Raw genomic sequence first — 16,050 nt, forward strand, 5'->3', positions numbered from 1 at the left:
ACACTAATTAAGAGGAACGGCGCAAATGACCTATCTTTGAACCGTTTTGAAGGACTGTAATTGTGTGTTAACATAGACCTTGAAACGGAAATATTAGCCCCAATCGAATGAATCACTTTACCGGTGTGGGTCAGCGACTGCTGATCATCTTGATGTTCTTCTTGGTCTTACATGGCCACGCGCAGCAGACGCCAACACCATCAGCAACTGCTAATCCTGAAGCGTATAGAAAGGCAATGGAAACTTTTGCCAAGCTCGATCAAACACAGCATTACACCGAATCGCTTGGCTACGCTGACATGAATGTTCTCCCCCTTGGCATGAGGAGGACTATAAACAACAATACGTTTACCATTGCTGTCAGCGATATTCGTTGGCACCCACAACATGCAGAGCTCACCATGTTTGCACGCATGGAAATTGGACAAGAGAATAAAAAGAAATTGTACTTCGCCGCACAAGGCATTAAGCTATCTTATACAGGCGACATCATTGGCGATGCAATGCTCGTGTTGATGAACGACGTCGTCATTCCAATTCAAGGCAATACCGCCTCACTTATTCTGAAAGGAGGACAAGAAAAAGGGACTGGACGTGCCACCCAACTGACGTACCTCTCCGTGGATTGCAAAGGCTTCAAGGAACTTGGTGTTACAGCGGAACTAGAATTCTCAAAAGAACTGATGTACCCCGTTTACGAAAAAGTTGAAAAGGATCAGCCAACAACAGTGAAAGGTGTGTTCTCGACCGTGGCGGCAGATTGGAATGATATTCTGGCCAGCATTACCCTTCCTCCGTTTTCAATAAAAGGTCTCGATGGTTTTGTGTTCACGGCACAAGAGGCGCTTTTCGATTTCAGCGATATCCGTAATCAACCCGGAATTCTGTACCCGCAAGGATATGAACAGAACTACATGATTCCAGGCAATCCAACATTATGGCGCGGTGTATATGTAAAAGCATTGAGTGTAACACTACCCAAACCATTTTCAGACAAGAGTAAAGTGAGACCGACGTTCGTCGCATCGAATATGATTATCGACAACAACGGTATTAGCGGTGTGTTTGCTGCGAAGAATGTTCTTCCGCTCGATCGAGGTAGTGCATCAGGATGGCGTTTTTCTGTCGATGATTTTAACCTCGCCTTGGAAGCGAATCACCTTGTTGCTGCTGGATTTTCTGGGGCCATAGGTTTACCCATCGCCAGCAAAGACACCTTGGGATATGACGCCTTGATAACAGCCGACAACGAATACATGCTTCGCGTAAAGCCCATTGGGATGATGCAGTTCGATGTGTTCCGTGGAGAAGCGACCTTGCTTCCGACATCGTATGTTCAATTGAAAGTTGCCGACGATAAATTTAAACCCGAAGCATTATTGCACGGCTCCTTGAACTTCGCAGCACGCATCGATGGAAGCTCTCCCGAAGATTCTACGGGTAAGAAAGTTGCCGAGTTCAAAGGTATTGAGTTTCGAAGCCTGCGGTTAAAAACAGACGCACCAACATTTTCTGCCGAGTACTTCGGATACAAAGGTTCTATTAAGTTTATGAACTTCCCGATTTCTATCGAGAGCATCGGGCTGCGTGCACAAAAAGATGAAGTGGCACTCGGTATGGACATCAAGCTCACCTTGAGCGATGGTCAGTTCTCAGGGAGCACGCGTTTGGAGTTGGTCGCGAAGGAAGAGAAAAAGCTCGGACCAGAAGGTGAGATTCTCGAACAACGCTGGCGCTACAAAAAACTAGCCATCAAAGACATTGCCATCGATGCTACCATTGCCGAAACTTTTTCGCTCAAGGGCAATCTGTCTATTCTGAGCAAGGACCCTGTATACGGTGACGGTTTTGCGGGATCAGTGTCGATGAAGTTCGATAAAGCCCTGAAAAGCATGAAGGCCGATGCGCGCGCGATCTTTGGAAGAAGAACCTATCGCTATTGGTTTGTCGACGCTAAAGTTGAGTTCCCAGGCATGGGTATTCAAATTGGTCCGATGAACCTCAACGGTTTTGGAGGCGGCGTGTCTTACCGCATGAAACGTTCACCCGATGGTGCAGATGTATATTTGCCCGACTCGCTGTATGGTCTCGGCGTAAAAGCGGCTGTACTGTTCAACGTCGGAAGTAAACAAGCTGTCAATGGCGAAGCGTCATTTGAAGTGGCATTCAGTAAAGCAGGAGGTTTAAACTTCATCGGCTTCTACGGCTTCGCGAAGTTCGTTGGTGAAATTCCGGGTACTGACAACATTGCCAAGTTTGTTGAAAACAAACAAAAGGATATTGCTCAGAAGGAAGCTGAGTTTACGCAGGGTAGACAAGATATGGTAGAAACGCTTCAAAGAATGAAGCAATACGAAGCCACAAAGTCGGCAGACAAAGTTTTTAAACCTACCGAGAAACCTGGTGAAGCTCCGTTCGCGGCGGCGCTGGGTATTCAATATGACTTTACAACGGAAGCACTACACGCTACATTCGATTTATACGTAAACGCGATTAACGGTATGGTGCGTGGAACGGCCTCTGGAAATCGTGCCGGGTGGTCAGTGATTCACATCGATCCGAAAGAATGGTATGTTCACATGGGAACACCAACGGATAGACTCGGTATTAAGATGGGTATTGGTAATATCCTCAACGTGGAGACCGGAACATACTTGATGATTGGTTCACGTATTCCTGGTTCACCGCCACCACCACAACAAGTGGCCGATATCCTTGGCGTAAAGATGGATGACCTTGACTACATGCGCGACCTTAACGCATTAGGCGAAGGAAAGGGATTCGCTTTCGGCTCTAGTCTTCGTGTTGCGACAGGTGATATCACATTCCTGGTATTGTATGCAAACTTCCAAGCCGGTCTAGGATTCGACATCATGCTGAAAGATTATGGTGAAGCACAGTGCGAAGGGCGAAGCGGGCCTATTGGTATCGATGGCTGGTACGCGAATGGACAAGCTTATGCGTACTTGCAAGGTGAGCTTGGTATCAAAGTAAACTTGTGGTTTATCAAAGCTAAAGTACCGATCATCAAAGGTGCTGCGGCCGCGTTACTTCAAGCAAAACTCCCGAACCCAGTGTGGTTTAAAGGATACATGGGTGTTCAATTCAGTGTGTTGGGTGGACTTGTGAAAGGCCGAGCGCGCATGAAGATCACCGTGGGAGATGAATGTGAACTGGTGCTGCCAGGTGGAAGTCCGATCGATATGAAAATCATTAGCGATATGACACCTGACGATAAGGCGACGGATGTAGATGTGTTCGCTGTTCCAGAGGTTGCACTAACCATGAAAGAAGGAGAGCACTTTACATTTGAAGACGATAGCGGCGTACGCAATTTTAGAATTCACCTCAACGAGCTTTATGTTCTTAATAAAGACGGAAAGCAAGTCAAAGGAAAAATAAAGTGGTCTTTCGATCGCACAAATGTTTTCTTCTATTCGGACGAAGTGTTGCCTCCAAACATGGCGATGAAAGCCGTTGCGAAAGTTGGATTTGAAGAATATCGAAATGGAAAATGGTCTATTGTTTACACAGCCGGACAACTTGCGCAAGAAATTCAGGAGGTTTCTTTCACAACGGGCACAGCGCCTGAGTCCATACCTTTGCATAACGTCACGTATTCTTACCCGGTCGTTAACCAGCAATTTTTCTTGAAAGACGAGTCCACTAAAGGGTTTATACAATTGAATCGTGGCCAAAGTTATTTGTTTGACACAGACTATAACCATGAGATTCAGGTTGTACAGGCATCGGGTGAAAAAGTATCTCTTCCGATGACGTATTCTGAATCTCTCAAGCGTATAGATTTTTCTATGCCATCGTCGTTGGCGAATGGAAACATGTATTTGTTGGACTTAGTTGCCATGACGACCGATTCCAGCAAAACGGAAAAAGCTACAACAGAATCAGAGAATGTAGTTGAACAGGGAGAAGATGTTATCAGTGTGACGCGGAATCAAACTGTGAATGTTATTCGAAACGACGCAGGAAAAAGTCTTTTAGCTTACCAGTTCACGTTAAGTCGGTACAATACATTTGCTGATAAAATTAAACTTCAACAGAAGCGAAGCGCGTTGGTTGGTGATGTTACAGATGTGGCAAATCTTCAATATAGCCTGCAAGGCGGTGAACCATTTGAAATCAACGAACTTGTGGGGTCACAGTATACCGATTCGAGACCTATGGTTGCGGCTCAGGCGATCTTAGACGATGCCTACTTCAACGAAGATATCAACCCTGTTTTGTATAGTAGATTGCAGGCTGCTCAATTTGGACTAGCGCGTATTATGAATGGCGGGGACAAATTAGGACTTCCTCCAGTGAAGGCGATCCAGATCTCTACTGCTTATTTAAATGACGCAGAGAATAATCAATATGACGGCGTTCCAAGAGATCGATTCCCCTACATCTACAATCTCCCAGAAGTTTATAAGCAGGACTTTATTGATTTTCAGACGAAAGTCGTGAACAAATACTATGATTCACCGCGTCGTCGCGAATTCTTAGATGTTATCGAAGGAACGTTTTCATTTATCCGTTTTGGACACTATAAAGTTGATTTTCAATATGTGTTTCCAGACGGCACGACAGGTAGTCACGCGGTCTTTGAATATTATAACTTTTTGAAGTAGTCATATGCGCTTAATAATCGTTTTCTTAATTTTTTCTGTCGCGGGCGTGCATGCGCAGGATTCGTTGAAAGTAAGTGTGCTCTCGAATGTAAAAGGAAATGTTATTCAACTTCGCTGGGCGGTCAACTCTGCTATGGCGTGGAAGACAACCAATCGTTACGGTTTTATCGTGGAACGTATGACGGTAACGCGTGACGGGAAAGCACTTGCTGTTCCTGAAAAGGTTATCCTAACACCGAAACCATTAAAAGCTAGACCGCTCAATGATTGGCAAGCACTTGCCACCGATAACCAATATGCTGCTGTAATTGCCCAAGCATTATATGGAGAAAGTTTTGAACTGACAGGGGACGATGCAAAAGGTGTCTCCAGGTTTATCGCGATGGCTCAGGAACTAGAACAACGGTATTTGGTATCGTTGTTCGCTGCGGATCTTTGCTACCCGGGTGCCGTCATGGCTGGATGGGGTTTAGAAGATGTAACTGTAAAACCTGGCGAGCGATATCTATATCGCGTATCGTCAGCTGCGCCACAGAAGACCCTGGCCATATCCATGGGCTTGGTCTACGTCGGCCTCGCTGATGTCGTTAAACTACCAAAGCCACAAGAACTCACAGCAACATTTGGCGACAAAACGGTAATGCTAACATGGAATTATGGTTTGCTCACCCGTTACTATGGAGCATACCATGTCGAGAAGTCTGAAGATGGAAAAAACTTTAAACGTATCTCTTCGACGCCGTTGAGTAATATGAATAGTAAAGATGGTAAGCCATTGGATAGAATGTATTTTATGGATACGCTGTCAAATAATATGGCTGTTACTTCTTACCGTATTCTAGGTGTCAATTCATTTGGTGAGGAAGGCCCCGTGTCAGAAATAGTGAGCGGAAAAGGTATTACGCGATTGGTCTATGTACCGCATATCGAAAAAGCAATTCCGAACGAATCCGGTGGTGTTGATATTGAATGGGAGTTTGACACGCGTGGAAATTCGCAGATCAAAAACTTTGAACTTCATCGTGGTGATCAGGCAAATGGGCCATTCGTTGCAGTTAAAAAAGATATTTCATCGGGTGAACGAAAATTCGTGTATGACTCACTACAAGAAAGTAATTACTTCGTGATTGCAGCCATACCTCACCACGGCGAACCGAGTCTGTCATTTCCTGTATTGGTGCAACCAACAGATACAATACCGCCAAGTGTTCCAAAAGGATTGAAAGGTACGGTGGATAGCACCGGTGTTGTCCGATTGTCGTGGGATAAAAATAAAGAGCGCGATTTCCTCGGATACAGAATTTATCGTGCGCAAACCAGAGGAGAAGAACTGGTGCCAATAACCGACATAGCGATAAAAGAAAATGCGTTTGTAGATTCAGTTCAAATATCGACTTTAAATAATGAGGTTATCTATGCCGTTACATCATTGGATCGACGTTATAACCAGTCCGCACAACCAACTACAATTGTATTGAAAAAACCAGAGGTAGTTCCACCACAGTCTCCATTGATCACGAATTACATCGTTAACAACAAAGGTATTACGCTAGAATGGGTATCAGGCGGTGAAGAAAATTTGAGCATGATTCAAATCGTACGGACCGATAAGTCTACTTCACAAGAAATCATTCTAGCGGAAGTGAAAGATATGAAAATTGCAAGCTATCGTGATTCGTTGGCAGCACCGCAGATGTGGTACAGCTATTCCATTCGAAGCGTTTCGGAGGGCGGACTAAAATCGACGTCGCCTGCTGTTACGCTTCAAGCTCCCGTCAGGGCAATAGGAAGTATTACATTGTTCTCAGCGAAGTTGAACGCAAAGAATAAACTGGTGATGCTCCAATGGAAGCACAACCTAAAAAATGTTAAGCAGTTTGAAATATATAAAGGCGAAGTTGGAAAATCCATTACACTGTGGAAAGTACTGAAAGGATTTGAAGATAAAATTGAAGATCGTGTTATCACGCCAGGTGTACATTATGAATATATCATTCGTGCATTATTGGATTCAGGTAAAAGTGGAGGATCGGCAAAAGCATCCACCAGTAAAAGGTAGTTGATGTTAATGTTTTTTGTATGAGAAAAATATTATTAATGCTCTTGGTTAGTTGCGCATCATACGTCGCGATGGCGCAGACATATGAGGTAAGCGCACATATTAGAATTTGGTCGGACTTAAGCACCATGCATTGCAACAGTCACTACCGCTTACTCTTCCATTTCAAGGATAATACGTACCGTGAATGGTCGGAACTATTGACGATGAATAGCGAAGGTGAAAAAGCGGATTTTTACAAGACGTTCTACCTGACTAGAGATAATCCGATCACGCATATGCAAGTAATTGCTGTCCGTAGGTATAACAATGATTGTGATAAAGGTAGCGGTGATCCTCGTGACGAACGACTTATTCCGGTAACCATGCAAGTACCGTGCAATGATCAGACGACAGAACGTTACACTAATATATTTTCAGCGTTCAGTGCGGGAAGTTTCATAGAGTTTACCGTAAATCCAATTTCAAATGTCGAAGCCATCCAAGTCGACGGGTTCTTCGAGTCGGCGTACGACGCAGCTTACTGGAAGTATGCTATCTATGGTGTCTATCCCGACAACTCGACGATTCTCCTGAGTAAGGATAATCGAAGCATGAATAAAACAGAGCTCACGGGACTTCGTGATCTGGTTCGCAGTCCTTTGACGAAGCGTTTGTCGAAAATAAGATTTATCGAAAGGCGAACATCCCTCCCGTGGGAAACACCAAGACAGCAAGAGTATTCTGTAACATATAACTCCAATGGTGAATTTGACCTGCCGTTTACCGAGCCTTTTCATTACGGTGCAACGATTAGAATCAAGCACACTAAAATTCAAACGCCAATCACGCCTTCTCTCGGAACGGTAATGCCATCCCATCATGAAGTATCGCTGGTAACACCGGAAACCAGTGACGTTTTGCGCTGGCAATATCATCTTCAAGGGGAGGATACAACGAGATGGACTTATCTGCCTGCTTCGTACGGAACTCCACGGACATTGAAGTTGGTCGGGAAAGATTTCTTCACATCAATTTCGAAAGATTATATCAACTACCTTTATAAAAATGTTTACTTCCGAGCGCGATACACCTGTGCGACAACACAAATCACACAAATCGCAACGGTTGAGCTGAGGCTATCCGCACCAGAAATAACCGTCGCAGCAGAGAACGAAAAATGTTTTAATGCACGGGATGGAAAATTCGTGGTGAGCTTGAATCGAACTTTGTTAGCAAACGAATCGGTTGGAATTGAATTGAACGGCACCATTTCTCCCGAAAATTATTTTGCCACGGCGCCAGGAAATCAGGTGGTTGTGGAAAACGTCGCGCCAGGAACATACAACGTTCGTATTGTTTCGGTTTTTAATATAGGGGGAGGAAAAACAAGAACCGGATATTCTGGTGCAACCGGCCACGTAAGGCTTGGTAGAAAGGTTAATGCCGCAAATGATTTCACAGTATTTAACGCTACACCCACTGCCGTAAAATGTTTCGGTGGTGCCGATGGAAAAATTGATGTTACGGCTACTGGTGGTACTGGAAATTTAACCGCGTCTTTATTTCTGAATAGCAATCAATTGAGCCAGTTGAATTTTTCTAATGGCGGAATCGTAACGTTCACCGACCTCAGTAGCGGTTCATATCAAGTGAGATTAAAAGATAGCAATGGATGCGAACCAAAGGTAAGCGGTGTTGTCATAACAAAATCTGGCGTCGTTACACAACCTGCAAAAGCTGCGGAGGTCGGGGTGATCGAAGCCATTGAACCCCTTGCTTTCGGCTACACTGACGGATACATCACCGTGCGCGCTAGTGAAGGTACTATGCCTTATACATTCGAATGGAAAAACGCGAGTGGAACAGTGCTCACCGCTAACCCGCCCGTGAATGAAGGCACTACGATGCGCAACACCCTTTCGAATCTTGCAAAAGGTACGTACAACGTCATGGCCAAAGATAAAAATTATGATCTGGTGACCACGCGTACTGAAACCAACTTGAAAGGCTGTTATCAGAAAACATCGGTAATACTAAATGAACCTGCTAAACTAACCGTAGCTGTTGCTCAAAAACGTCCTGTATCTTGTAACGGCGATAGTGACGGAGAAATTTCGGCACGCGCCAAAGGTGGAAAACCTTTTCCTGTTGGATCGCCAAACTATCCATACCAATACGAATGGTATAAAGTTGTAAGTGGTACGCCACAATCAATTACGGATACTGATAGCATCGCCGGAAACTTGAACAGCGCAACATTCCGCGTTCGCATCACCGATAAGAATGGAATCTCCACGTGGTCTCCTGATTTTAAACTCACGCAACCTGCCGTGCTTCGCTCTGATTTCGACTTAACGCCTGTGCTTTGCAATGGCGATAAAACAGGCGCAGCAACTTCATTGGCGAAAGGCGGAACTGCACCTTATAAATACGCATGGAGTACCAACGACTCAACCCAAACCATTCAGAAATTGTCGGACGGATTTTACGCCGTTGTAATTCGTGATGCACGTGGATGTACTACCTATGAACAAGTGGAAATTACCGCACCTGCAGGAATCGTTGATACGCCAACACTAACAATACCAACATGTCAAGGAGATGCGAATGGCTCCATCAGTCTCTCAGTTGCCGGTGGTAAAGCACCTTATACCTATGTGTGGGATAAGGATATAAATCAGAAGTCCAGTGTGTACAACAACCTTAAGACAGGTACATATGGTGTTGTGATCACTGACGCTAATAAATGTTTCATCACCCGTGAGTATACGCTGACAGATCCTGATATGTTCATCGTGGATCTTGGTCCCGATCGCGTGCTCTGTAAAGATCAAAGTCTAGCGGTCAACGCAACCATCGACGATGCAACAGCACAATACACGTGGTTGAAAAACAATCAAGCATTCTCCACCGATCCGTCGCTTTCTCTTTCTGATGAAGGTGTATACCACGTGAAAGTAAAAGATTACAAGGGATGCATGAACGAAGACGAAATCACCATCACGCGGACAGGTGAAGAAATTTCAGCAAGCATCGCTGTCGCTACACGTGTTCCTCAAAATGGAAAAGTACGTATTGCCAACATTAGCTTCCCGAAACCGGATCGCGCGCTTTGGATATTGCCAGAAGAAGCGATGGTGATCGAAGAAACTGAGGGCTATGTTGATCTTTCATTCCCCGACAAAGGTGAATACAATGTAGGACTCACTACATTCCTCGATGCGTGTGAAGAATCTACATTCGCTACGGTCAAAGTTGTTGACGCCAGAGAACTCACCGATTACATTCCACCAGATGAACCTTATATCAAGCAGTTCATGGTGACGCCAAATCCAAACGATGGTCGATTTACCGTTACCGTAGAATTAAAACAAGCTGGAGATTTTGACGTGCTGTTGTACAATGGTCAATCGTCCATCGTCAGAAACGAATCCGTACGCGGAAAATCATACGCGAAGTTAGATTTTGATGTGCGCAATGAAGTAAGCGATGGACTCTATGTCGTTCAACTGAAAACCGCACAGGGATACTCGATTTTTAAACTCATGATCAATAAGTGATTTGTCTATGCAAACGGAGACCCCAATTCTTTCAAAAGACAAATCATCAATTTTTAAGATGATGAAACTACGTTGTTTGTTTATATTCTTATTGGCCATCGTGGGCATGTCGGCGTCAGCGCAAACGACATATCCGATTCAGGTCAACGCAAACTTGTTACCGCCCTATAGTCTTTATCTCAGCGACTACTACAGCGGAACACGCGAGAAGATTGCCGTGACACTCGTCAACCGCGATCAGCTTAAACCAACGTTATCGGTTCGTCTTCGCATGATCATCAGCGCTGCGGGTGGCGTACGCCTTCAAACAAATGACAATGTTTTCTTCGAGCCAATTATCGTTGAGAACGGATTACCATTAAGGTTGACAGCGTCTGACCTCGCGCCGTATTTTCAACCGAATAATTTAATCACACAAGGCTCACTTCCCTCAGGGAGATTGCCAGAAGGTCTTGTTGAATTTTGCTTTCAAGCCGTAGAAGCCTACACAGGTCAAGTGCTCTCTTCTTCTTCGTGCGCAAGAGCGTGGGTAACGAGTCAGAAGCCACCGCTGTTAAGTTTGCCGCGCGACAAAGAAAGCATCGCCTTCCGTGATCCGCTCAATGTTCTCTTTCAATGGACACCGCTACACCAGGGAATATCTCAAGTAGAATATGAATTTATTCTGAAAGAATATTGGGACAACGGGATGCCACCACAAGCGGCATTCCCTTACTCGCCGGAAATTTATCGCGAGACCACACGCAGTACTTCCATTATTTATGGCGCGCTTAATCCTCCGTTGCTTCCTGGAAAGAGATACATCTGGTGCGTACGTGCACAAGCACGCGATGGTATTGATCCCGTAAATCTTTTCCTCAACGAAGGGTATAGTGAAGTGCGAACATTTACACTTCAAGATAACTGCGGAACGCCAACATACATTTTAGCAACGGCTGAAAGATCGAAGCTTACATTAGAGTGGAGTGGTTTACCTGAGCACGTAGCGTTTGCAGTGAACTACCGATTAAAGACAGAGAATAACTCCGAGTCATGGACAGAACAACAAACCAATGACGTTAAAACGATTTTATACAGTCTGAAGAATGGTGGCGTGTACGAGTACCGCATTGGTGCGATGTGTATCGCAGGGCAACCCGTGTTTGGTCCGATCATGGAGGTAGCACTGCCGCAAGAAGATTCAACGCGACTGGCAAATTGTGGTATCCTTCCGGATGTAAACATCGCGAACAAAGAACCACTCAAACAATTGCAAACCGGCGAGGTAATTAAAGCGGGTGACTTTCCCATTACCATCACACATGTAAATGGAACCAACGGTACGTTTACTGGTAAAGGATGGACCACCGTACCTTGGTTGATGGATGCTAAGCTCGCAGTAGAGTTTACAAGCATTGGCGTCAACACCGATCGTCAACTAATCTCGGGATACATTCAATCAAGTTATGATGTCAATGAAGGCGGTATTACCGATCTCGACGAAGTATTCGAAGGTGGTGGTATCGGCGGAACAGTAATCACCGGACTCTCGGAATACGACACGACTTTCAACTTTGCTATTCCGGGTATTGAGTCGTTCACGTTGAATGAAGAAGGTGACCTGGTGATTGTAGATGATCAGAAACAGCCACACGTAGTTGATATGGCTGATCGTGAAGGACAAGGTAACGAAGGCAACAACGTGAAAGTCTTCCCGATGACGGTAAAAGACAAAGACGGCAAAGTGTATAAAGTAGATGAGGAAACCGTTGTTGAGAATGGACAGGAAGTGAAGAAAGCGAAAGCGACATTGATTGGACATGCAGGCCAGCCATTGACAGCTGGAAGTTTCGATCCCGGTCAGCTTGATAGCGATAAAGCTGTTGTGACATTCGAGAAAGGTGAGGGCTATTATTCATTCGATACGTGGCAGGAATATTATGCGAATGCGGCATTGATTCGCGAAAAGTATCAGAAGCTTGATGACAACTACTACGCGCCATGGAAGTTCATGCTCGAAGGAAAGACCGATGTTGTGCGCGCAAGAATTCAGATCAAGGATTCATCGATCAAAGCGAAGAAGGTAATTTTCAAGACACCACTCGGTGCGGAGTTCGCTGGAAATTACGATAGCATTCAGAATGTATATAACCTCACGTTGATCAGTGGACCCGTAAACGATGTACAAGAGATCTATGCGTTGTATCCTAAAACGAGTGATAGTTATTATACGCTTGGTAAAATTAACGTAGCAACCTATCCTGGTAAGAGCTATAGCGTAACACTGGTGTCCGTAAACAATGCTGCGATTGACCAGAATGCAATTCAAGAGACGTTAAACAAAACCTACGGGCCAGTAGGGGTAACGTGGCAAGTAACCCAAGAGATATTATCCTATACCGGGAACGTGAATGTGTTGAATGAGTCGACAGGTTTGCAAACCTACAACGATGACATGCGCGCGTTGAATGCCGCGGCGAAGGCACAACCATGGTATAAGAAAGATTCTAACATCCTATTCTTCATCGATCCATCGGGCAGTGAAAAGCAGAAGCGTGATGCTGCAGGATTTATGCCGCGAGGTGCACAGTTCGGATACATCTTCCCGAATTCAGCAGCAGCCGGTACAGTAGATGAAACAGTAGCGCACGAGTTAGGTCATGGCCGTTGGAAACTCATCCACACGTTTGACAAGCACTATGGTGGTTATGCAACAGCTGCGACCGACAACCTGATGGATTACAACAACGGACTTCACCTGGCCAAGTGGCAGTGGGATCTGTTGAACGATCCGAGCTGGCTGATGCATTTGTTTGATGGGGATGAGGAGGATATGTCTGCCGTATGCCAATCAAGTCTCACCGCGATTGAGGCTGTGATCCGCTCTGGCGAGGTGGTTACCTTCATGAGACTATTATCTGCCGTGCACGAACCCGATGGTGAATTTGAGCACAAAGGCAAAAAGTATAAGGTGTCGAAATTTGAGAATGACCAAGTGTTGATACATTATTATCACGATGCTTATGATGATCCGACAATTCAGATGTTTCATGTTAATGTGAAGGATGAACAATTATTGTCAAAAGGCGATCAGAAGTTTTGGATTTACTATCACGACAATAGTTTTAGCAGCGGGCATGCGCTTGCAACGGTTCTCACAATGACGGTACTGTTAAAAGATGTTAAGCCAGACCTTAATGAACCAATGCATTGCCAAAGGAAGATAAGAAATTTTCCTTATGGGGTAACAGCAGGAGCGGCGTTCTCAAACGTTGCATCAGCGGCGGTATTTTATACTGCTTTTGGTTGGGCTGGTTTAGAGGCGTTTGTGGCAAACGGACTAGCTAAGTGTGGGTCAGCGCTGGCGGTGGATGTAGCGTTTCAAATTGCAATCAATTCGCTTGTTAAAAGATATCTCGGAGAGGAGATTACAGCGGGTATATTATTAAAGGAACTTTCGGCGCCGAGCGCAGGAGCTGCATGTATTACTGCTACATTTTTCCCCGATTGCGGAATGCGTTGTGCCGGTCTTACGGGACTTGCTACCGGTTTTGCTGATGATCTCGTAAAGCAACTTTACATTGATGAAAAGTCAATTGATGAATTAGATCTTAATCAAACGCTGCGTGCAGGTTTTATTCAAGGGCTCATTGCCATGGGCACGCAAAAAGTGATATCATTTGGCCTTAACAAATGGAATCAGCGTTATACCCGGAAGCAAGTTGAAGAGGCGATTGAAGATGCGCGTATTAACCCCGAGAAGTATGGGCTGCCCGGTCAGGGAGGAATGCCAACTCAGGGCGTGGATTTCTCTGATGTTGTCATTAGTAAGAACTATGAATTGGCGAAAGACTTAATCGCAGGTGTTGTTTCAAAAGTTGATGATAACTTGATTGACGTCGTTGTTCACGGGGCAGGTAATGAATATTCATTAGTTGAGGAGGGCCTTGAAGCAGTAGGACCTGTTGTGTTAGCAAACTGGATTGCTAGTAAGGGGATAAAGGATCAAACAATCCGCTTGCTTTCTTGCAGTAGTCTCGAGTCGGCCCAGCAACTTGCCAAAGAGCTGCAGCAAAAAGTTATTGCTTGTGAGGGTAAAATCAAGATATTTTCCGATGGTGGCATCGAGAGTATGGAGCGATCGCCTTGGTTTGAGCTTTCACCAGATGGTTCTAAAATCCCTGTTGACGGGCCCCCATTGCCAGTGAATAAAGAAGGAAAGTTTGTGGAGCTTGGGAAAGATGCGGGAGAAAAATTAGCAAATGCTGGATTCGGTAAAACGCTTAGAGCATCTTTGTCCAAATTGGGAGTGAGTGATGATGTTACACAATATTCGATAGCCCAAAATTCGAGAGGTGGCGCTTGGGTTCTACTAGGTACGACTTTAGAAGCGAAGGAGATCGCACTCGCGGACGATATTTTTAGAGTGTTCGGTCAAAAATGCATTTTTCCGAAGAGTAACCTTCAGGCGATAGAAGGATTTTTGGCTGATGGGACACCGTTCACAATGAAGGAATTAGAAAAGAATTTTAATTCTTTTGCCGCAAGAATAAACGAGATGTCGTCGAAAATCAAAGCAGACCCTAATTTTCAATGGCTCGGAGCAGAAGGTTATTTAAAAGTTCCCTTCAGTTCTTTTGTAAAAAATGACGGTACTGTGCAAACAGTTACCAAGGAGTATGTTGAGCAGCTTTTCGATGCTTCAATTTCACGAAATGCATTCACGATAAAAAATGATGGAACAGTAAAGGCGATTACGGTATTTCTTTACGATGGTAGTAGTTTTATTCTCGATTTAAATAGACTGAAACCCTGAACACAGATGAGTCGTCTAAAAGTCACACAATCTTGGCTTGATTGGTTTAAAGGAAATTCGATCGAATTGATCACAACAATCAGCAATCGCGAATTTTTCACCAGAATTGTGGAAGGTCGCTTTTCAACAAACGAAGTTTCCTATGGAATGATATTTAAATTAATTGACAGCTTCAAGTCTTCGTTGGATTTTTTAGCTGTACGAGAGATTCGGCTTGCCTACTCGCCCGAACTGGATGAAAATGGTATTCAATTTTGCTCAGAAGAGGATAAGTATATTGAATGGAAAAGCTTAGTGTTAGAAAAAAAAATCAGCTTTTCGGTGGATGATTTTGATAACGATGGTACTAATATTTTTTTTGACTATCTACTAGAGGCGAACGAAATTCAAACCTCGCTTTTTAGATTCTCAAGTCAAGATGTTGCTACAATTTATTTCTGGCAGGACAAACTGTCCGGTGAGATTTCTTACAAGATAGAGGTAGAGCTAAGGAAATATCTATTCAGCAACGAGGAATCGGAGATGAATCTGTCAATGGATTGTTTGCAGTATAATAATATGTTACTGAACAACGCAATTGCAAAATTTGGACAAGAACAATATAGATGAAACGGGACTTAACACCCCCCGCCTTTGTTGGTGTTCGAAATGGCACGTGCGCGGTGGCACCAATAAATTTAGTTACGCCAAATTATTTCGCGATTGATTAATATCCCCCGTCTTTGTTGGTGTTCGAAATGACACGTGCGTGGCGAACCAACAAATTTAGTTACGCCAAATTATTCGCGATTGATAAATATCTTTTACAGCGGGGTCCTCTTATTTGAAGTTGCTCAGTCGGATTAAATTCAAGAGACATTGTCTCGAAGACTTTCTTTAGCTATTGTTGGTGGTTCGGTACCTGGCTGGTTTTTTAGAACAGGTTAAAATTAGAGTTTTTAACTTTAACCATCTGAAAAAGCGTTATGAAAAAAACAAGATTCACAGAAGCACAGATCATTGGGATCTTAAACGAGCAGGAAC

At 44.3% G+C, this 16,050-nt stretch carries 5 protein-coding genes; all 5 read left to right on the forward strand.

Translation table 11 applies throughout. From position 1 onward, the window contains the following. Window positions 1-107 precede the first annotated feature (107 nt). The 5 genes from DQQ10_RS27005 to DQQ10_RS27025 are packed head-to-tail and all read left to right on the forward strand — an operon-like array spanning window position 108 to window position 15,636. Window positions 108-4,631, forward strand: a complete 4,524-nt coding sequence (locus tag DQQ10_RS27005) for a hypothetical protein (RefSeq protein ID WP_112750076.1) — start codon at window positions 108-110, stop codon at window positions 4,629-4,631. A gap of 4 nt (window positions 4,632-4,635) precedes the next feature. Next, window positions 4,636-6,690 (forward strand): fibronectin type III domain-containing protein, encoded by a 2,055-nt coding sequence (locus DQQ10_RS27010; RefSeq protein WP_112750077.1) that lies wholly within the window; start codon window positions 4,636-4,638, stop codon window positions 6,688-6,690. A 20-nt stretch (window positions 6,691-6,710) separates the two neighbouring features. Next, a complete protein-coding gene (locus tag DQQ10_RS27015; RefSeq protein WP_112750078.1) occupies window positions 6,711-10,232 on the forward strand; it encodes a SprB repeat-containing protein in 3,522 nt (1,173 codons plus the stop codon). A gap of 7 nt (window positions 10,233-10,239) precedes the next feature. After that, the gene (locus DQQ10_RS27020) at window positions 10,240-15,027 is read left to right on the forward strand and encodes a hypothetical protein (protein ID WP_112750079.1); all 4,788 of its coding nucleotides are present in this window, start codon (window positions 10,240-10,242) and stop codon (window positions 15,025-15,027) included. A gap of 6 nt (window positions 15,028-15,033) precedes the next feature. Continuing rightward, the gene (locus DQQ10_RS27025; RefSeq protein WP_112750080.1) at window positions 15,034-15,636 is read left to right on the forward strand and encodes a hypothetical protein; all 603 of its coding nucleotides are present in this window, start codon (window positions 15,034-15,036) and stop codon (window positions 15,634-15,636) included. Window positions 15,637-16,050 lie beyond the last annotated feature (414 nt).

The organism is Pseudochryseolinea flava, assembly GCF_003286915.1.
GTDB classification, from domain to species: Bacteria; Bacteroidota; Bacteroidia; order Cytophagales; family Cyclobacteriaceae; genus Ohtaekwangia; species Ohtaekwangia flava.